Annotated in this window: 18 protein-coding genes; 11 read left to right on the top strand and 7 right to left on the bottom strand. The window is 70.2% G+C overall.

Annotated features, from left to right (window positions below):
• Window positions 1–217: 217 nt before the first annotated feature.
• Entirely contained in the window at window positions 218–1,468 is a 1,251-nt protein-coding gene (locus OG329_RS15045) for a class I SAM-dependent methyltransferase (protein WP_405795607.1), read from the bottom strand.
• A gap of 90 nt (window positions 1,469–1,558) precedes the next feature.
• Between OG329_RS15045 and OG329_RS15040 the strand changes: the two genes are divergently transcribed.
• The 3 genes from OG329_RS15040 (at window position 1,559) to groL (ending at window position 4,877) form a co-directional block, all read left to right on the top strand.
• The gene (locus tag OG329_RS15040) at window positions 1,559–2,584 is read left to right on the top strand and encodes a polysaccharide deacetylase family protein (RefSeq protein WP_405795605.1); all 1,026 of its coding nucleotides are present in this window, start codon (window positions 1,559–1,561) and stop codon (window positions 2,582–2,584) included.
• Window positions 2,585–2,842: 258 nt separating this feature from the next.
• Complete coding sequence (gene groES / locus OG329_RS15035; RefSeq protein WP_185028083.1) at window positions 2,843–3,151, top strand: co-chaperone GroES; 309 nt, start codon at window positions 2,843–2,845, stop codon at window positions 3,149–3,151.
• Window positions 3,152–3,251: 100 nt separating this feature from the next.
• Window positions 3,252–4,877 (top strand): chaperonin GroEL, encoded by a 1,626-nt coding sequence (gene groL, locus OG329_RS15030; RefSeq protein ID WP_405795604.1) that lies wholly within the window; start codon window positions 3,252–3,254, stop codon window positions 4,875–4,877.
• Window positions 4,878–4,966: 89 nt separating this feature from the next.
• On the opposite strand, the gene OG329_RS15025 is transcribed toward groL, so the two are convergent.
• From OG329_RS15025 to OG329_RS15015, 3 genes are all read right to left on the bottom strand, one after another.
• Window positions 4,967–6,001 carry a hydroxyacid dehydrogenase gene (locus OG329_RS15025; protein ID WP_405795603.1) on the bottom strand — a complete coding sequence of 345 codons (1,035 nt, stop codon included), beginning with the start codon at window positions 5,999–6,001 and terminating at the stop codon, window positions 4,967–4,969.
• Between the two features lie 89 nt (window positions 6,002–6,090).
• Entirely contained in the window at window positions 6,091–6,894 is an 804-nt protein-coding gene (locus OG329_RS15020; protein ID WP_405795601.1) for an SDR family NAD(P)-dependent oxidoreductase, read from the bottom strand.
• 80 nt (window positions 6,895–6,974) lie between these two features.
• The gene (locus OG329_RS15015) at window positions 6,975–7,652 is read right to left on the bottom strand and encodes an MOSC domain-containing protein (protein WP_405795600.1); all 678 of its coding nucleotides are present in this window, start codon (window positions 7,650–7,652) and stop codon (window positions 6,975–6,977) included.
• Between the two features lie 94 nt (window positions 7,653–7,746).
• Between OG329_RS15015 and OG329_RS15010 the strand changes: the two genes are divergently transcribed.
• Window positions 7,747–8,646, top strand: a complete 900-nt coding sequence (locus tag OG329_RS15010) for a LysR family transcriptional regulator (protein WP_405795598.1) — start codon at window positions 7,747–7,749, stop codon at window positions 8,644–8,646.
• Between the two features lie 129 nt (window positions 8,647–8,775).
• Here the strand turns inward: OG329_RS15010 and OG329_RS15005 are convergent, their stop codons facing one another.
• Window positions 8,776–9,099: a WhiB family transcriptional regulator gene (locus tag OG329_RS15005; RefSeq protein WP_069625260.1), complete on the bottom strand. Its 324-nt coding sequence runs from the start codon at window positions 9,097–9,099 to the stop codon at window positions 8,776–8,778.
• Between the two features lie 465 nt (window positions 9,100–9,564).
• On the opposite strand from OG329_RS15005, the gene OG329_RS15000 reads away from it, so the two are divergent.
• The 7 genes from OG329_RS15000 to OG329_RS14970 all read left to right on the top strand — a co-directional run bounded on the left by OG329_RS15000 (window position 9,565) and on the right by OG329_RS14970 (window position 16,580).
• Complete coding sequence (locus OG329_RS15000) at window positions 9,565–10,176, top strand: response regulator transcription factor (RefSeq protein ID WP_003948568.1); 612 nt, start codon at window positions 9,565–9,567, stop codon at window positions 10,174–10,176.
• A 279-nt stretch (window positions 10,177–10,455) separates the two neighbouring features.
• Window positions 10,456–11,031 carry a sigma-70 family RNA polymerase sigma factor gene (locus OG329_RS14995; protein ID WP_329076557.1) on the top strand — a complete coding sequence of 192 codons (576 nt, stop codon included), beginning with the start codon at window positions 10,456–10,458 and terminating at the stop codon, window positions 11,029–11,031.
• Window positions 11,032–11,168: 137 nt separating this feature from the next.
• Complete coding sequence (gene guaB / locus OG329_RS14990) at window positions 11,169–12,671, top strand: IMP dehydrogenase (RefSeq protein ID WP_405795596.1); 1,503 nt, start codon at window positions 11,169–11,171, stop codon at window positions 12,669–12,671.
• 45 nt (window positions 12,672–12,716) lie between these two features.
• Window positions 12,717–12,983: a hypothetical protein gene (locus tag OG329_RS14985; RefSeq protein ID WP_405795595.1), complete on the top strand. Its 267-nt coding sequence runs from the start codon at window positions 12,717–12,719 to the stop codon at window positions 12,981–12,983.
• Window positions 12,984–13,031: 48 nt separating this feature from the next.
• Window positions 13,032–14,156, top strand: coding sequence for a GuaB3 family IMP dehydrogenase-related protein (locus OG329_RS14980; RefSeq protein ID WP_354606656.1), 1,125 nt, complete (start codon window positions 13,032–13,034; stop codon window positions 14,154–14,156).
• Between the two features lie 117 nt (window positions 14,157–14,273).
• Entirely contained in the window at window positions 14,274–15,182 is a 909-nt protein-coding gene (gene sigJ / locus OG329_RS14975; protein WP_405795594.1) for an RNA polymerase sigma factor SigJ, read from the top strand.
• 372 nt (window positions 15,183–15,554) lie between these two features.
• The gene (locus OG329_RS14970) at window positions 15,555–16,580 is read left to right on the top strand and encodes an IS630 family transposase (protein ID WP_405801848.1); all 1,026 of its coding nucleotides are present in this window, start codon (window positions 15,555–15,557) and stop codon (window positions 16,578–16,580) included.
• 7 nt (window positions 16,581–16,587) lie between these two features.
• Here the strand turns inward: OG329_RS14970 and OG329_RS14965 are convergent, their stop codons facing one another.
• Together OG329_RS14965 and OG329_RS14960 are read right to left on the bottom strand one after the other, a co-directional pair.
• Window positions 16,588–17,130 (bottom strand): hypothetical protein, encoded by a 543-nt coding sequence (locus OG329_RS14965; protein WP_405795593.1) that lies wholly within the window; start codon window positions 17,128–17,130, stop codon window positions 16,588–16,590.
• Between the two features lie 160 nt (window positions 17,131–17,290).
• Entirely contained in the window at window positions 17,291–18,553 is a 1,263-nt protein-coding gene (locus OG329_RS14960) for a nucleotide sugar dehydrogenase (protein ID WP_405795591.1), read from the bottom strand.
• Between the last annotated feature and the right edge of the window lie 24 nt (window positions 18,554–18,577).

Here is an 18,577-nt window from a genome sequence, read left to right as displayed (position 1 = left end):
GGCCGTTGGGCGGTCTTGAGCGCGCCGAACAGCTCACGGTCGTAGGCGCGGCCCCGGTGTCGGCGTCGTCCTGCGGGTTTGCCGCCTCCAGAGCCGTCGCGAAGGCGCCGATGTCGCGCGGCACGGCCTCGCCGGGCGCGGCGCGGAAGGTGTCCCAGCGCCAGTCCGCCGGCCCACTGGCGTAGGGCGATTCGCGGATCGGGCGGGTTCGGGCCGATCAGGCCGGGTGGCCGAGCAGCATCGTCGGGGCGCCCGCGACCCGGGTGAGGAAGACCGTGGCCGATTCCCGTCCCTGGAGCTTCATCTTCCGCCGCAGCTCCTCCGGTTCGACCGGCGAGCCGCGCTTCTTGACCGTCAGGATGCCGACGCCGCGCTCGCGCAGCAGGGCCTTGAGCCGCTTGAGGTTGAACGGCAGCACGTCGGTGATCTCGTACGCCGTCGCGTACGGCGTCGGGCGAAGCTCGTCCGCCGTGATGTACGCGATCGTCTCGTCGATCAGCCCGCCGTCCAGCTCGTCGGCGGCCTCGGCGACCAGATGGGCGCGGATGACGGCGCCGTCCGGCTCGTACAGATAGCGGCCGACGTCTCTGACCCGCGGGTCGGGCAGACCGCGACCGGTCAGGGTGACGGCTGCGGGCAGCAGCGTGGCGCGCCGGGCGCCGTGCGTGATCGCCCCGGCGGCCCCCGCCCCGCGCCCCGGCCCGTTCGCGTCGTGCCAGAGCACCGCCTCCTTGACGTCGCCGCCGTCCGAGATCCACTCGGCCTCGAAGTCGTCGGGGACCAGCTCGTGCGGGATGCCGGGTGCGATCTTGATGCCGCCGGTGCCGACCGTACGTACCGCCTCGATCGCCCACGACAGGGGCGGCGAGTACGCCTCCGGATCGAAGATCCGCCCTCGGCCGCCGCGTCTGGCCGGGTCGATGAACAGGGCGTCGGGGGCCGGTGCGGCGAGCAGGTCGTACGTCATGACATCCGCGCACACGACCGTCGCGGACGGGGCGTCAGGCGCCAGCGTACGGACGTTGAGCGCGGCGATCTCACAGGTCACGGGGTCACGGTCGACCGCCGTCACGGCGAACCCCGCGCGGGCCAGCTCGATCGCGTCGCCGCCGACGCCGCAGCACAGGTCCGTGATCCGCGCGAGCCCTGCGTCCCTCATACCGATGTCCCGGAACCGGCCCGCCCGGTGGGCGGCGACCGAGGTGCGGGTGGCCTGCTCGACGCCGTGCGGCGTGAAGTACATGCGGTACGCGTCCCGTTCACCGAACTTCGCGACCGCGCGCTGTCGCAGCCGGGCCTGCGCGAGGGCCGCGGAGACCAGTTCGGCGGGGTGGTCGCGGCGCAGCCTGGTCGCCAGGGCCAGCTCCCGCGCCGGGTCGTGGTCGCGGAGGGCGGCGAGCAGGGCCTGGCCCTCGTCTGAGAGCAGCGGGGCCAGCGGGGACTGCGGGGAGGGGGTGCGGTCGGTCACCGGGCCATTGTGGGCCAGCCGGGGGACCGTCGACGCTCCCCGGCGGTGTCGGCCGGGTGCGTGGACGGGGCGCTGACAGGATGCGGCGCCATGCAACTAGTACGACAAAACGAAGAAAAGCTCACAAAGTACCGGAGAAGGCACCCGGGCGGCGGACGTACCCGCGCGGTCGCCGCCGCCCTCCTGATCGCCGCGCTCGGTTCCGCCTGCGCGGCGGAGTCCGGCGACCACGGCGGCGGTGGCAGTGGCGGCGCTGGTCGCAGCGGGGACGGCGGTGGCGGTGGCGGCGGACCGGTCGAGTCCGCCTCCGTGAAGCCCGGCCGGGCGGGCCCTGGCCCCGGGACCGACACCGGGAAGAAGGCCGACGCCGACGCCGACGCCGCCGCTGTCGTCCGGGCCCAGGCGCTGCGCGCCGTGGCCGCCAAGAAGTGGAAGCTCGCCAAGACCCCGCTCGCCGCGCCCGCGCCGCCCGCCGTGAAGCCCAGGATCACCACCCGCAAAGGCTTCGAGGTCACGGACGGCGCGACCCTCCCGCCCGTCTTCACCAACGTCCCCACCAAGGAGAAGGTCGTCTTCCTGACGATCGACGACGGCGCGGAGAAGGATCCCGAACTGCTGCGCATGATGACCGAGTTGAAGATCCCGTACAGCGCGTTCCTCAGCGACTACGTCATCAACGACGACTACGCCTACTTCAAGAAGATGCAGACCCAAGGCGTCTCCCTGCACAACCACACCCTCAACCACCCCTACCTCCCCGGACTCTCCTACGAGGAGCAGAAGCGGGAGATCTGCGGCCAGCAGGACAAGATCGAGAAGCGGTACGGCAAGCGGCCCGAGCTGTTCCGCCCGCCGTACGGCAACTACAACGCCGGCACCCTCCGCGCGGCCAAGTCCTGCGGCGTCAAGGCGGTGCCGCTGTGGTCCTCCGAGGCGTTCCCCGACCACATGGAGTGGCGCGAGTGGGACCGGGACCTGCACCCCGGCGACATCGTCCTCACGCATTTCCGCGGGAAGGAGGACTGGAAGGGCTCGATGCCCGACATGGTCCGGCACGTCATGAAGACGATCACGGACAAGGGTTACGCGGTGGCGAAGCTGGAGGACTACGTCTAGGCAATGCGCCCTGTCCGGTCCTCTGTTCAGGTCCTCTGTCCGGTCGTTTCCGGTCGTCTCCGGTCGTTCCGTCACGGGCTCGACTGGCACTCAGCTTGACCGAGTGCTAATCGCGGTCATAGTGTCAGTCCTGGCACTCCCCACTGGAGAGTGCCAATGCGTGACAGGACAGGTCCGGCACCCGCGACGACGGATCGACCCCGGTCACGCCACCCAGACAGTTAACCCCGTGAGATCTCCGAAGGGGGAGGTCGGATCGTGACGACCGCCAGCTCCAAGGTTGCCATCAAGCCGCTCGAGGACCGCATTGTGGTCCAGCCGCTCGACGCAGAGCAGACCACGGCCTCTGGCCTGGTCATTCCGGACACTGCCAAGGAGAAGCCCCAGGAGGGCGTCGTCCTGGCCGTCGGTCCGGGTCGCTTCGAGAACGGCGAGCGGCTTCCGCTCGACGTTTCCGTCGGCGACGTCGTTCTGTACAGCAAGTACGGCGGCACTGAGGTGAAGTACAGCGGCGAGGAATACCTCGTCCTCTCGGCCCGCGACGTGCTCGCGATCATCGAGAAGTAAATCCCCACAGTCCGCTGTGAACTGCGCCCCTGGCCCCCGCATCGCCGGGCGGTCCGGGGCGTAGTTCGTTGTTCGTTCGAGAGGACAAGAGAAAGCTCCCATGGCGAAGATCCTGAAGTTCGACGAGGACGCCCGTCGCGCCCTTGAGCGCGGCGTCAACAAGCTTGCCGACACGGTGAAGGTGACGATCGGCCCCAAGGGCCGCAACGTCGTCATCGACAAGAAGTTCGGCGCCCCCACCATCACCAACGACGGTGTCACGATCGCCCGCGAGGTCGAGCTCGACGACCCGTACGAGAACCTTGGCGCCCAGCTCGTGAAGGAGGTGGCGACCAAGACCAACGACATCGCGGGTGACGGCACCACCACCGCCACCGTGCTGGCCCAGGCGCTGGTCCGCGAGGGCCTGCGCAACGTCGCCGCCGGCGCCTCCCCGGCCTCCTTGAAGAAGGGCATCGACGCCGCCGTCGCCGCCGTCTCCAAGGAGCTGCTGGCCACGGCCCGCCCGATCGACGACAAGTCCGACATCGCCGCCGTCGCCGGGCTCTCCGCCCAGGACTCGCAGGTCGGCGAGCTGATCGCCGAGGCGATGGACAAGGTCGGCAAGGACGGTGTCATCACCGTCGAGGAGTCCAACACCTTCGGCCTGGAGCTGGAGTTCACCGAGGGCATGGCCTTCGACAAGGGCTACCTCTCGCCGTACATGGTCACCGACCAGGAGCGTATGGAGGCCGTCCTCGACGACCCGTACATCCTGATCAACCAGGGCAAGATCGGCTCCATCCAGGACCTGCTCCCGCTGCTGGAGAAGGTCATCCAGGCGGGCGGCTCCCGGCCGCTGCTGATCATCGCCGAGGACGTCGAGGGCGAGGCGCTGTCCACCCTCGTCGTCAACAAGATCCGCGGCACGTTCAACGCCGTCGCGGTGAAGGCCCCCGGCTTCGGTGACCGCCGCAAGGCCATGCTCGGCGACATCGCCACCCTCACGGGCGCGACCGTCATCGCCGAGGAGGTCGGCCTCAAGCTCGACCAGGCCGGTCTCGACGTACTGGGCTCCGCCCGCCGCGTCACCGTCTCCAAGGACGACACGACGATCGTCGACGGCGGCGGCGACAGCGCCGAGGTCACGGGCCGCGTCAACCAGATCAAGGCCGAGATCGAGTCCACGGACTCCGACTGGGACCGCGAGAAGCTCCAGGAGCGCCTCGCGAAGCTGGCCGGCGGCGTGTGCGTGATCAAGGTCGGCGCCGCCACCGAGGTGGAGCTGAAGGAGAAGAAGCACCGTCTGGAGGACGCCATCTCCGCGACCCGCGCCGCGGTCGAGGAGGGCATCGTCTCCGGTGGTGGCTCCGCCCTGGTGCACGCCGCCAAGGTGCTGGAGGACGGCCTGGGCAAGACGGGCGACGAGGCCACCGGTGTCGCGGTCGTCCGCCGCGCCGTGGTCGAGCCGCTGCGCTGGATCGCCGAGAACGCCGGTCTTGAGGGCTACGTCATCACCGCGAAGGTCGCCGAGCTCGACAAGGGTCACGGCTTCAACGCCTCGACCGGCGAGTACGTCGACCTGGTGAAGGCCGGCGTCATCGACCCGGTCAAGGTCACCCGCTCCGCGCTGGAGAACGCCGCTTCCATCGCCGCGCTGCTCCTGACGACCGAGACCCTGGTCGTCGAGAAGCCGGCCGAGGACGAGGGCGACGCCGGTCAGGGCGGTCACGGCCACAGCCACTGACCTTCACCGGCAGGGCACGTTCGACGCGTCCGAGGCCCGGCGCCCCTTCGGGGGAGCCGGGCCTCGGCGCGTCACGGGTACTCGCGTGCCTACGCCGAGTGCCCCAGCGACGACGGGTGTACGGGATCCTCGAACGGCAGCCCCTTCACGTACCGCTCCACCTCGTCCAGCGCGTGATCCGTCATCCGGTGGATCTCACCGCCCAGCGAGCCCGCGACATGCGGGGTCAGCAGCACGTTCGGCAGGTCGTACAACGGCGAGGCGGGCGGCGGCGGTTCGGGATCCGTCACGTCGAGCACCGCGTTCAGCCGGCCGGAGACCAGATGCGGCAGCAGCGCGTCCTCGTCGATCAGCGAGCCGCGCGCGGTGTTGATCAGCGTCGCCCCGTCCGGCATCGCCGCGAGCTGGGCGGCGCCGATCATACGGCGGGTGGCGGGGACCTGCGGCGCGTGGACGGACACCACCTGGGCACGCGCGCACAGCTCAATCAGCGGTACGACTCCCACACCGAGCCCCGCGGCGTCGGCGGCGGACACGTACGGGTCGTACAGCAGCACGTCGAGGTCGAAGGGCCGCAGCAGCTCGATCACCCGCCGGCCGATCCGGGACGCGCCGACGATGCCGACCGTACGGCGGTAGTTGCCCGCGCCGCCCAGCTCCTGGTGCCAGTCGTGCGGGCCGCGCACCTCCCGGTAGCGGTGCGCCGAGCCGAGGACCCGCTTGCCCGCGAAGAGGATCGCGGCCAGCGTGTACTCCGCGACGGGAAGGGCGTTGGCCCCCGCCGCCGACGCGACCGTGATGCCCCGCTCCCAACAGGCGTCCGTGATGTGGTGCTTGACGCTCCCGGCGGCGTGCACGACGGCGCGCAGCCGGGGCGCGGCGGCCAGCACCTCCGCGGTGAGCGGGGGCGCGCCCCAGCAGGTGATCAGCAGCTCGGCGTCCGCGAGCGCGGCGGCGACGGCGGGGTCGAGACCGGGGCCGGTCAGGGTGTGGGCGACGAGCCGCGGATCGGTGCGTACGAGGCCGGTCAGCCGGGCGAGACGAGCGGGGGTGAACAGCCGTTCCGCGATGTCCGGACTCATGGAGAGCAGCGCGGACGGCCGATTGTCAGTGGCGTCGTGCATGGTGGAAGTCGGTCTCCTCGTGGGTCCTGTCATATGTCACGGGTGAGGCCATTGGACGCCACCGACCGCCCTCCCGGCTACGGCTATGGCTACTGGGGGCCGTACTTGCGCCCGGTCTTCGACGTGATCCCGCCGAGCAGCCCGCGCGGGGCGAGCTTCACCGCGCTCATCAGCGCCTTGTAGCGCGGATCGGGCACCGACACGACCTTGCCGCGCGCCAGGTCGGCCAGCGCGGCCGTCACCAGCTTGTCGGCGTCCAGCCACATCCAGTTGGGGATGTTCTGCGTCCCCATCCCGGCCCGGTCGTGGAACTCGGTGCGGGTGAAGCCGGGGCAGAGCGCCATCAGCCGTACGCCGGTGCCCGCCAGATCGCGCGAAACGCCCTGGGTGAACTGCACGACCCACGCCTTGGAGGCGCCGTACGTCCCGCGCGGTACGAACGCGGCCACCGACGACACGTTCACCACACCGCCGCGCCCGCGCTCCTTCATCCCGGTCACCGCCGCCGACGTCAGCCGCAGCACCGCCTCGCAGTGCACCTTGAGCATGGTCAGCTCGTCGGCCATCGTGACGTCGAGGAACCGGCCCTTGTTCCCGAACCCCGCGTTGTTGACCAGCAGATCGACGGGGTGTTTACGGTCGCCGAGGCGCTTCTCGACCGCCTCGATGCCCTTGTCCGTGGCGAGGTCGGCGGTCAGTACCTCCGCCTCGATGCCGTGCAGGTCGTGGAGTTCGGTGGCCTGGCGCCGAAGACGCTCGGTGTCGCGGGCGACCAGCACCAGGTTGTGGCCGCTTCCCACACCGCCGGACTGGGAAGTACCACCCGCCGCGAGCCGCCGGGCGAAGGCGGCGCCGATCCCCGCTGTCGCGCCCGTAATCAAAGCAGTCGTCATAAGCGGCACGTTAGACGGTCGCACGACTGCCGCGAGCCGCCGTCCGACCACCGGAAGCGGCTACGTGAGCGGTCGGCGCGCTACTCGCCCTCGGCGCCGTACTTCGCCACGTACTCCCGCGCGATTCTCAACTCCTCCTCGTGCAGGGCCTCTGAGGCGGCCAGGATCCGCGGCAGCAGCTCGCGCTCGGTCGTCACGGCGCGGAAGGCGAGGGCCACCGTCACGTCGTGGTCGGGCCGGTGCACGATCTCGATCGCGTCGCCCGCGCGGATCTCACCGGGCGTGATGACCCTGAAATACGCACCGGTGACGCCCTGTCGGGTGAACCGTCTGACCCAGCCCTTCTCACCGAGGAAGCCCGCGAACGTACGGCACGGGATCCGGCCGCTGGTCGCCTCCAGCACCAGATCCGGGCCGACCCGCCAACGCTCGCCGATCAACGTCGAGTTGAGATCGAGACCGGACGTGGTCAGATTCTCGCCGAAGCCGCCGTTGGCCAGCGGACGCCCCAACTCCCGCTCCCAGAAGTCCAGATCCTCCCGCCCGTACACATACACGGCCTGGTCGCTGCCGCCGTGATGGCGCAGATCGCACACCGTGTCCCCGGCGACACCGCTGGCACCGGTGCCCTTCCGCCCGGGATCACGCACCGCGACCGGGCCGTCCACCGGCCGCTTGTCGATGCCGGTCGCGCCGCCCGGCGCGTCCGTGTACTCGGCGACCTTGGGCCGCCCCACATTCACGGTCAGAAGCTTCATGACGGGCACGCTAACCCGCCGCTCGGGGCCCGCGCCTCTCAAATGTCCCGCCCGGAATTTCTCGATATCTACAAGTTTCCCTTATGTTTGAGGGGTGATCGAAGCCCGTCATCTCCGTGTCCTGCGCGCCGTCGCCGCCACCGGCTCGTTCTCCGCCGCCGCCCGAGATCTGGGGTGCACCCAGCCGGCCGTCAGCCAGCAGATGAAGGTCCTCGAAGCGTCGGTCGGTACGACCCTGCTGATCAGGACCGGCCGGGAGATGCGGCTCACCCAGGCCGGCGAAGCGCTCGTACGGCACGCGACGGGCATCCTGTCGGGGCTCACGGCCGCCGAGGAGGAGGTCGCGGCCATCGCGGGCCTGCGCGCCGGGCGGGTGCGGCTGGTCTCGTTCCCCAGCGGCAGCTCCACCCTGGTCCCCACCGCGCTGGCCGCCCTGCGCGCCGGCCACCCCGGCACCCGCGTCTCGCTCGTCGACGCCGAACCGCCGCGCTCCGTCGAGATGCTGCGCGACGGCGACTGCGATGTGGCGCTGGCCTTCCGTTACGACTCCACGGGCGGCGGCGCCGAGGAGTGGGACGACCTGGTCGTACGGCCGCTGCTCACCGACCGACTGGTGGGGCTGCTCCCCGAGGGGCACCGACTGGCCGGTGCCACCGCCGTCTCCATCGGGGACCTCGCCGACGAGTCCTGGATCGCGGGCTGTCCGCGCTGCCGGCGCCAACTGGTGGACGCCTGCGAGAAGGCGGGCTTCACCCCGCGTATCGACTTCGCGACGGACGACTATCCGGCGGTCATCGGCCTGGTCGGGGCCGGGCTCGGGGTCGCGTTCCTGCCGGAGCTGGCCATGGAGTCGGTGCTGCCGAAGGGCGCTCGTACGGTCACCGTCGAGCCCGCCGTACGGCGCGAGATCGTCGCGCTCACCCTGCCCGATCTGGCGCGGGTCCCGGCGGTGGCGGCGACGCTGGACCAACTGGAACGGGCCGCGTCGCGCTGACACCGCGCCCACGCGGCCCGTTCCGGCCGTACTCCTACTGAGGTTCCGTCGACGTCCGAGGTCCCGGCGACCTCCTACCAAGGTTCCGCCGGAAAGTGCAGGAACGTTTCTTCGGTGGCGTGTCGCAGATCAGGCGCGGCCCGATCCGTTCGCCCCCGAGGTCGCGATCAGCCGGGTGCGGGCGCGCCCCATCAGCTCCTCGCGTTCGTCCTCGGTCAGCCCGCCCCACACCCCGTACGGCTCCCGCACCGCCATCGCGTGGGCCGCGCACTGCGCGCGCACCGGGCATCTCATGCAGACCTCTTTGGCCGAGGTTTCGCGAGCGCTGCGTGCCGCGCCCCGCTCACCCTCCGGGTGGAAGAACAGCGAGCTGTCGACGCCGCGACAGGCTGCCAGGAGCTGCCAGTCCCACAGATCCGCGTTCGGTCCGGGAAGGCGGGAGAAATCTGCCATTGCTCATGTCCCCTTGAATCCGTGGAGGCGGATACGGGCCGCTAGGGCCTGTCTTCCAGGTCAGGCCCAGGGCCTGAGATGCGCCCTGGGGCGCCGGGTACGAGCCCGACGCGCTGACCACGTCGTGCTCACGACCGTACATCTCCTGTGTAAGTAGATGTAAATATGATTCATTGCGAATCTAGCCACAGACACCAGCAAAAGGGAAGAAATGGCGCTAAATGGGGCATAACTCAGAGTGATCGAACGATGACCTGCGAGGCTCTGCTCTGTGTGCGCCTCCTCACGTAGAGTGCCGAAGGCGATTCCGGACCCGTAACTCTTTCGAGTGACCGTCGTTGAGTGGTCGAGGCGGTTGAAGGAACAAGCGATCGGGCACATGTCCGATGGCGTCAATCGCACAGGTGACCACATGTACTCAGCCTGGAGGCTCAAGGTGACGCGCAATTGCTGCGGAGGGCGGCCATGACATCCGTCCTCGTCTGCGACGACTCCCCGCTTGCCCGAGAGGCGCTGCGCCGCGCGGTTGCGACCGTGCCCGGCGTCGAGCGCGTGACGACCGCGGCCAACGGAGAGGAAGTCCTCCGCCGCTGGGGCGCCGACCGCTCGGACCTGATTCTGATGGACGTACGCATGCCCGGTCTGGGCGGCGTCGAGACCGTCCGCCGGCTGCTGTCCGCCGATCCGGGCGCCCGGATCATCATGCTCACGGTCGCCGAGGATCTGGACGGTGTCGCGCTCGCGGTCGCCGCCGGTGCCCGCGGCTATCTCCACAAGGACGCGTCCCGCGCCGAGCTGCGCGCGACCGTCACCCAGGCGCTCGCCGACCCGACGTGGCGGCTCGCCCCGCGCCGGCTCAGGTCGGCCGAGATGGGCGCCGCGCCCACGCTCACGGCGCGTGAGATCCAGGTGCTCGAAGGCATGAGCCACGGCCGGTCGAACGCGGAGATCGGGCGCGAGCTGTTCCTCTCGGAGGACACCGTCAAGACGCACGCGCGGCGGCTGTTCAAAAAGCTCGGTGCCTCGGACCGCGCGCATGCCGTGGCGCTCGGATTCCGCTGGGGTCTGGTCCGCTAAGGCGAGGTCGGAGCGGGTTTCGGACAGCTCGTCCGGTCAGTCGCGGAACCCCGTCCGCCGTACGGTGGACGGGGCGGCGGAGAGGGTCGTCGGAGCCCGTACGCCACAGTTTCCCGCCCGATGCCGCATCCTTGGGTTGTGGAGTTCCTCGGGGACGAGTCGGGCGAGCGGAAGGGGAGGGCGCAGGAGATGAGTTCCGGCGCACCTGCTCATAACGCTTCGGTGCACAACTATGAACGCGGTGCCACGGATTCGCAGCGACCGAGGCACCATGGTCCGATGCGCGATGACGAGACCACGGTGATCGGTGCGCTCGTTCACCGTGCCGTCGACGGGGACGGGCAGGCCACGCACGATCTTCTGGCCCACGTACACCCTCTCGCGCTGCGCTACTGCCGCACCCGGCTGAACCGACTGCCCGGTGACGCCCGCCACTTCGTGGAAGACCTCGCCCAGGAGGTCTGCGTCGCCGTACTGATGGCACTGCCGCGCTACAAGGACACCGGCAGGCCGTTCGAGGCCTTCGTCTTCGCCATCGCCGCGCACAAGGTCGCCGATCTCCAGCGGGCCGCCATGCGGCACCCGGGCTCGACGGCGGTGCCCTCGGACGAGATGCCCGAGCGGCCCGACGACTCCCTCGGCCCGGAGGAACGCGCGCTGCTCAGCAGCGACGCCGAGTGGGCGAAGAAGCTCCTGGCCAACCTCCCGGACAATCAGCGCGAGCTGCTGGTGCTGCGCGTCGCCGTGGGGCTGACGGCCGAGGAGACCGGCCAGATGCTGGGGATGTCACCGGGCGCCGTACGGGTCGCACAGCACCGCGCGCTCAGCAGACTGCGGGCGCTGGCCGAGCAGTAGGACCCGCCGGTGGGCCTTGATCGTCGTGGCTGTCGTGGCTGTCGTGGCGACCGATCATGGCGACCGTGGAATGAGACCCCCGTGGTGGCCGTTAGCATGGACATCCGCACCGATCAAGGCCATCTGGGGAAGGTGTCATGACTGCAAACGTCGACGGAGTGCCCGAGAAATTCGCGACGCTCGGGCTGACATACGACGACGTGCTGCTGCTGCCGGGCGCCTCGGAGGTGCTGCCCAACCAGGTGGACACCGCGTCCCAGGTCTCCCGGAACGTGCGGGTGAACATCCCGCTGCTCTCGGCGGCGATGGACAAGGTCACCGAGGCGCGGATGGCGATCGCGATGGCCCGCCAGGGCGGTGTCGGTGTGCTGCACCGCAATCTCTCCGTCGCCGACCAGGCCAACCAGGTCGACCTCGTGAAGCGCTCCGAGTCCGGCATGGTCACCGACCCGATCACGGTCCACCCGGACGCGACGCTCGCCGAGGCCGACCAACTGTGCGCGAAGTTCCGCATCAGCGGCGTCCCGGTCACCGACGCGGCCGGCAAGCTCCTCGGTATCGTCACCAACCGCGACATGGCCTTCGAGTCGGACCGCGGGCGCCAGGTGCGCGAGGTCATGACGCCCATGCCGCTGGTCACCGGCAAGGTCGGCATCTCCGGCGTGGACGCCATGGAGCTGCTGCGCCGCCACAAGATCGAGAAGCTGCCGCTGGTCGACGGCGCCGGCATCCTCAAGGGCCTCATCACCGTCAAGGACTTCGTCAAGGCGGAGAAGTACCCGAACGCCGCCAAGGACGCCGAGGGCCGGCTGCTCGTCGGCGCCGCCGTGGGAGCGAGCCAGGAGGCGCTGGACCGCGCCCAGGCGCTGGCCGAGGCCGGGGTCGACTTCCTGGTCGTCGACACCTCGCACGGCCACAACAGCAACGCGCTGAGCTGGATGTCCAAGATCAAGTCGAGCGTCGCGGTGGATGTCATCGGCGGCAACATCGCCACCCGTGACGGCGCCAAGGCGCTCATCGACGCCGGTGTCGACGGCGTCAAGGTGGGTGTCGGCCCCGGCTCCATCTGCACCACGCGCGTGGTGGCCGGTATCGGTGTTCCGCAGGTCACGGCGATCTACGAGGCGGCCAGCGTCTGTATCGCCGCCGGGATCCCGGTCATCGGCGACGGCGGCCTCCAGTACTCGGGCGACATCGGCAAGGCGCTCGCGGCGGGCGCCAGCACCGTGATGCTCGGCAGCCTGCTCGCCGGGTGCGAGGAGTCCCCGGGCGAGCTCCAGTTCATCAACGGCAAGCAGTTCAAGTCGTACCGCGGCATGGGGTCGCTGGGTGCGATGCAGGCGCGCGGCCAGGGCCGTTCGTACTCGAAGGACCGTTACTTCCAGGGCGAGGTGTCCTCGGACGAGAAGCTGATCGCCGAGGGCATCGAGGGCCAGGTGCCCTACCGGGGCCCGCTCGGCGCCGTACTGCACCAGTTGATCGGCGGGCTGCGGCAGACCATGGGCTATGTGGGCGCGTCCTCCATCGACGAGATGGAGCGCAAGGGACGGTTCGTACGGATCACGGCGGCCGGTCTCAAGGAGAGCCACCCGCACGACATCCAGATGACGGTCGAGGCACCGAACTACACCGGTCGCTGACGCCACGATCGCCGGCTCGTCGCCGAGAGTCGAGAGGGGTCTTCGATGCTCTACGCCGTGAGGTACAGCGAGGAAGCCGCCCGGGTACGCGACGGGCTCCCGGCGGACCGCCGGGAGCTGCTCGAGCGTGGCCTCGTCGTGCTGGCACAGGAGCCCCGCCCGAAGATCTCGGTGCCGCTCTCGGGCGACGAATCGACGCGCTCGCTGGCGCTGACGCCGAACATCGCGATCGAGTATCTGATCAGTGACGGCCTTCTCCTCGTGCTCGTCGTCCACGTGGTCGACTTCACCCAGGTCCTCATCGAGGAGTGACGGCGGGGATACTGGAACGGCAGACGTAGAGGGAAAGGCCCACACATCGTGACTGAGATCGAGATCGGCCGCGGCAAGCGCGGACGCCGCGCGTACGCCTTCGACGACATCGCCGTCGTCCCCAGCCGGCGCACCCGCGACCCCAAGGAGGTCTCGATCGCCTGGCAGATCGACGCCTACCGCTTCGAGCTGCCGTTCCTGGCCGCGCCCATGGACTCCGTGGTCTCACCGAGCACCGCGATCCGCATCGGTGAGCTGGGCGGTCTCGGGGTGCTCAACCTCGAAGGGCTGTGGACCCGTTACGAGGACCCGCAGCCGCTGCTGGACGAGATCGCCGAGCTGGACGAGGCGACCGCCAACCGCAGGCTCCAGGAGATCTACTCCGCGCCGATCCAGGAAGAGCTGATCGGGCGGCGCATCAAGGAGGTGCGCGACTCGGGCGTGGTCACGGCCGCCGCGCTCTCGCCGCAGCGCACCGCGCAGTTCTCCAAGGCCGTCGTGGACGCCGGGGTGGACATCTTCGTCATCCGCGGCACCACGGTCTCCGCCGAGCATGTCTCGGGCGCGGCCGAGCCGCTGAACCTGAAGCAGTTCATCTACGAGCTGGACGTCCCGGTCATCGTCGGCGGCTGCGCCACGTACACCGCGTCGCTGCATCTGATGCGTACCGGCGCTGCCGGTGTGCTGGTGGGCTTCGGCGGCGGGGCCGCGCACACCACCCGTAACGTGCTGGGCATCCAGGTGCCGATGGCGACCGCGGTCGCCGACGTGGCCGCCGCCCGGCGCGACTACATGGACGAGTCCGGCGGCCGGTACGTGCATGTGATCGCGGACGGCGGGGTCGGCTGGTCCGGCGATCTGCCCAAGGCCGTGGCGTGCGGGGCCGACGCGGTGATGATGGGCTCCCCGCTGGCGCGGGCCAACGACGCGCCGGGCAAGGGGCACCACTGGGGCATGGAGGCCGTCCACGAGGACGTGCCGCGCGGCAAGCTGGTGGACCTGGGGATCGTCGGGACGACGGAGGAGGTCCTGACCGGGCCTTCGCACAGTCCGGACGGTTCGATGAACTTCTTCGGCGCGCTCAAGAGGGCGATGGCGACGACCGGTTACAGCGAGCTGAAGGAGTTCCAGCGCGTCGAGGTGACGGTCGCGGACTCGCAGCACAGCCGCTGAACGCGCGCGGGGTGCCCCGGACTTGTACGTCACTTGTAGGTGAGGCGTACGTGGTCCGGGGCACCCTCATGTCGTACTGGGGGCGAAGCGCTGTCGGCGGATTGGCAGACTGGGGTCGTGGATACGCGGCTGACGCAGTTCGAGACGCACCGGGCACGTCTGATCGGACTGGCCTACCGGATGCTGGGCGAGGCGTTCGAGGCGGAGGACGTCGTCCAGGACGCGTATCTGCGCTGGCGCGACAGCGGGGAGGTGGCCGATCCCGCGCCGTGGCTGACCAAGGTCGTCACGAACCTGTGTCTGAGCCGGCTGACGTCGGCGCGTGCCCGGCGCGAGACGTATGTCGGCCCGTGGCTGCCCGAGCCCATGGTCGTCGCGGCGGCGGACGGGCGGGACGATCCGGCGGACACCGCGGCGCGGCGCGACTCGCTCTCCCTGGGCCTGCTCGTCCTGCTGGAGCGGCTGACGCCACCGGAGCGCGCCGCGTTCGTACTGCGTGAGGCGTTCGCGTACAGCCATCGGGAGATCGCCCGGATCCTGGGGATCGAAGAGGCCCACGCGCGGCAGTTGTTCACCCGGGCACGGGCGCACGTCGGTGCCCGGCAGCGGTTCACCGCGACGTCCGGCCAGCGCAGGGCGATCGTCGAACGGTTTCTCGCGGCGACCCTCGACGGCGATGTCATCGCCCTTGAACGGCTGCTCGCGGACGACGCCGTCGCCTGGGCGGACGGCGGCGGCAGGGTCAGGGCCACGCTGCGACCGGCCGTCGGGCGCGTCGGGGTCGCCCGGCTGCTGGCCTCGTTCGGCCGGTCGGCCCGCGCGCGGGCGGCGAGCTTCACGGTCACGACGGTCAACGACGCCCCGGCGATCGTGGTGCGGGAGGCGGGTCTGGTCAGCGGGGTCTTCGCGCCGGAACTCGGCGGGGACGGCCGAGTGGTCGCGCTCTGGTCGGTGCTCAACCCGGACAAACTCGGCTTCGCCAGGGCCCAGTTGGCGTCGGAGCGGTCGGTGTCGGCGGTGCTGTAGAACGCGTGAGGCCCTGCCCCGCGAACTTCCGCGGGACAGGGCCAAGGCCCTGTCCGGCGGATCTTCGGGGGTCCGGGACGCCTGGCACGGCAGCTCCCCGCGTTGTCGGATTCATCCAAGTACGTCCAGTACGAGGATGATCCTCCGCCTTGCGATGCACCGCACCAGCCGCCCCGGCCTGATCCCCGAAGATCCGCCGGACAGGGCCTAGTGATCTGGTTGTGAGTTCGTTGGGCACCACGTGAGTCGCTTTGCGCACCAATTCGCGGGTTCGGCTGACGGGTGCCGACTGGCTTCGGTCTGCTGTCGGTTGTGGGTGACAGCAGGCTGGAGCCGTTGGTCCTGAGCGAGGCCGAGCGGCAGGTGTTGAGTATGTGGGTCAAGCGCCGGACGACCGCGCAGGGTCTGGCCCTGCGGGCGCGGATCGTGCTGGCGTGCGCGGAGGGCGGGCCGAACCTGGCGGTCGCGGCCCGGCTGGGGGTGAACCGGGGCACCGTCGCGAAATGGCGGACCCGGTTCCTGCGCGACCGGCTCGACGGGCTCGCTGATGAGCCTCGGCCCGGGGTACCGCGGAGCATCACCGATGCCCAGGTCGAAGAGGTGGTGGTCCGCACCCTGGAGCAGACACCCGAAGGCGGGACGCACTGGTCGAAGCGGGAACTGGCCAGGGCCGTGGGGATCTCCCCCGCGAGTGTGCTGCGGATCTGGCACGCTTTCGGTCTGCAGCCGTGGCGGACCGAGACCTTCAAGATCTCCCCGGATCCGTTCCTGATCGACAAGGTCCGTGACGTCGTCGGCCTCTGTCTCGCCCCGCCGGCCAACGCGGCTGTCTTCGCGGTGGACGAGAAGCCGCAGATCCAGGCCCTTGAACGGACCGCGCCGGTGCTGCCGATGGTGCCCGGGGTCCCCGAGCGGCGGAGTTTCGACTACGTCCGGCACGGCACCGTCGATCTGTTCGCCGCGTTGAACACCGCGACGGGCAAGGTGATCACGAAACTGTCCGCGCAGCACCGGGCCGTGGACTTCCGCGACTTCCTCGACGAGATCGACCGCCAGACGGAACCTGGCCTGGCGGTCCACGTGATCTGCGACAACCTCTCCGCCCACAAAGCACCGGTGGTGCACAAGTGGCTGATCGCGCACCCCCGCTTCCACCTGCACTTCACCCCCACCTACTCGTCATGGATCAACCAGGTCGAGCGGTGGTTCGCCGAGCTGGAACGACGCTGCCTCGAACGCGGTGTGTTCTGCTCCCTCGACGACCTCAAGGCCGCACTGGAGAACTGGATCAAGGTCTGGAACGACGAAGCCCGGCCATTCAAGTGGACCAAGACCGCCGATCAGATCCTTGACCGGATCTGCCGCTACTGCTCACGCATCTCCGAACCAGATCACTAGTTCAGGGTCACGCCTTCTTGGCGCCCGTGAACGCCGCGAACGCGGCGAGGGCGAAGAACAGGAACGTCGACGCTTCCTTGCCCTCGTTCCATGCCTCCGTAAGGAGGTCGAAGTGCTCGAACAGCATCTCCGACGTCGACACGCCCAGCACCTCGGCCGCGATGATCGAGATGCCGAAGATCTGGCCCAGGTAGACGGCGGCCAGTGAGAGGACGGCGCTGACCACGGCGAGGATCGGGTTGCGTCCGCCGACCTTGCCCGCGACGAAACCGATGACGAAGCCGACGGCGATGGCGGCGAAACCGATCTCGCGCTCGACGGCACCGGCGATGCCGCCGTAGACGGCGGCGGTGACGATCGCGGCACCGACCGCGGCGGCCACACCGAGGCCCACGTTGTCGCGGACCGGCGGCGCCGGCGGGGCCGGGGCGAACGGGTTGCCGGGGCCGCCGGGCGGTACGGGGCCGCCGCCGTACGGATTGCCGGGGCCGGGTGCCCCGGGGCCGCTGCCGTACGGATTGCCGGACGGTGGTGGAACAGACTGGCTCATGTGAACAATCCCCCAAGGAAGGCTCGCACCGTTGTACGAGCGCCCTGGACCATAGCAGTCCGCTACGACAGTGCGTCGGCGAATTCCCTTGGGGCGTACGGGAAGCGCGGGCCGGCGGAGAGCGGGTGTGCCCTGGGTGTGCCTCGGGGTGTGCTCTCGTTCAGAGGCGGTGCGCCGCTCCCGCCGGGCTGGCTCCTCTGGTGTCGAGCAGCAACTGGGCTTTCACGGCGAGCCCTTGGAGGTCGTACGTGCGGTGGTGCTGGAGCAGCACTGTCAGATCCGCGTGCGCCGCGGCCTCGTAAAGAGAGTCGGCGCGCGGGACGGGTACGTCGCGCACGCGCCAGTCGGGGACGTACGGATCCTGGTAGCTGACGGTGGCGCCGAGGTCCATCAGCCGGCAGGCGATCTCGGTGGCCGGTGAGCTTTCCTGGTCGGCGTGGTCCTGCTTGTAGGTGACGCCGAGCAGCAGGACACGGGCGCCGCGGGCGGATTTGCCGTGCTCGTTGAGGAGCGTGGCGCAGCGCTGGATCACGTACTGCGGCATACGGGTGTTGATCTCCTGGGCGAGGCCGACCATGCGCAGCGGATGGCCGGGGGTGCGGCCCGCGTGCGGGAGGTAGCTGGGGTCCATGGGGACCCCGTGGCCGCCCACGCCGGGGCCGGGGCGGAACGCCTGGAAGCCGAACGGCTTGGTCTCGGCGCACCGGATGACGTCCCAGAGGTCGACACCGAGGTCGTGGCAGAGCACGGCCATCTCGTTGACGAGGGCGATGTTGACGTGCCGGAAGTTGGTTTCGAGGAGCTTGACGGTCTCGGCCTCGCGCGGTCCGCGCGCGCGGACGACCTTGTCGGTGAGGCGTCCGTAGAAGGCGGCGGCCGATTCGGTGCACGCCGGGGTGAGTCCGCCGATCACCTTGGGGGTGCCGGCGGGGCCGTGGGTGCGGCGGCCCGGGTCGAGACGGCTGGGGGAGTACGCGAGGTGGAAGTCGCGTCCGGCGCGTAGCCCGGAGCCCTCTTCCAGGATGGTGCGCAGGAACCCCTCCGTGGTGCCGGGGCCCGCCGGTGATTCGAGCAGCACGGTGGTGTGCGGGCGCAGCCGGGCGGCCAGGGCGCGGGCGGCCTCGCCGACGGCGCTGAGGTCGAGGGTGCGGTCGGGGCCCAGCGGGGTGGGCACGCAGATGACGGCGGTACGGACCCGGCCCAGCTCGGTCGGGTTGGTGGTGGGCCGGAAGCCGCCGGAGAGCATGCGGCGCACGTCGGAGGCGGTGAGTGAGCCGTCGACGGGGGTGCGGCCCGCGGCCAGTTCGGCGACGGGGCGTGGATCGGTGTCGTAGCCGATGGTCTCGATGCCGGCGGCCACGGCGGCCTGGGCGAGGGGCAGGCCGAGATGGCCGAGTCCGATGACGGCGAGGTCTGCGGGCATGTGGGCCGTCCTTTCCCATAACCG

Source organism: Streptomyces sp. NBC_01506, assembly GCF_045040295.1.
Taxonomy (GTDB): domain Bacteria; phylum Actinomycetota; class Actinomycetes; order Streptomycetales; family Streptomycetaceae; genus Streptomyces.
The sequence above is the reverse complement of the archived record's forward strand: the minus strand, read 5'-3'. Positions and strand labels throughout refer to the sequence as shown.

Bases quoted from the DNA above. Each gene is read 5' to 3' on its own strand.
- OG329_RS15040 (WP_405795605.1), top strand. From the start codon at position 1,559: ATGCAACTAGTACGACAAAACGAAGAAAAGCTCACAAAGTACCGGAGA.
- groL (WP_405795604.1), top strand. From the start codon at position 3,252: ATGGCGAAGATCCTGAAGTTCGACGAGGACGCCCGTCGCGCCCTTGAG.
- OG329_RS15025 (WP_405795603.1), bottom strand. From the start codon at position 6,001: ATGCACGACGCCACTGACAATCGGCCGTCCGCGCTGCTCTCCATGAGT.
- OG329_RS15020 (WP_405795601.1), bottom strand. From the start codon at position 6,894: ATGACGACTGCTTTGATTACGGGCGCGACAGCGGGGATCGGCGCCGCC.
- OG329_RS15015 (WP_405795600.1), bottom strand. From the start codon at position 7,652: ATGAAGCTTCTGACCGTGAATGTGGGGCGGCCCAAGGTCGCCGAGTAC.
- OG329_RS15005 (WP_069625260.1), bottom strand. From the start codon at position 9,099: ATGGCAGATTTCTCCCGCCTTCCCGGACCGAACGCGGATCTGTGGGAC.
- OG329_RS15000 (WP_003948568.1), top strand. From the start codon at position 9,565: ATGACATCCGTCCTCGTCTGCGACGACTCCCCGCTTGCCCGAGAGGCG.
- OG329_RS14995 (WP_329076557.1), top strand. From the start codon at position 10,456: ATGCGCGATGACGAGACCACGGTGATCGGTGCGCTCGTTCACCGTGCC.
- guaB (WP_405795596.1), top strand. From the start codon at position 11,169: ATGACTGCAAACGTCGACGGAGTGCCCGAGAAATTCGCGACGCTCGGG.
- OG329_RS14985 (WP_405795595.1), top strand. From the start codon at position 12,717: ATGCTCTACGCCGTGAGGTACAGCGAGGAAGCCGCCCGGGTACGCGAC.
- OG329_RS14970 (WP_405801848.1), top strand. From the start codon at position 15,555: ATGTGGGTCAAGCGCCGGACGACCGCGCAGGGTCTGGCCCTGCGGGCG.
- OG329_RS14965 (WP_405795593.1), bottom strand. From the start codon at position 17,130: ATGAGCCAGTCTGTTCCACCACCGTCCGGCAATCCGTACGGCAGCGGC.
- OG329_RS14960 (WP_405795591.1), bottom strand. From the start codon at position 18,553: ATGCCCGCAGACCTCGCCGTCATCGGACTCGGCCATCTCGGCCTGCCC.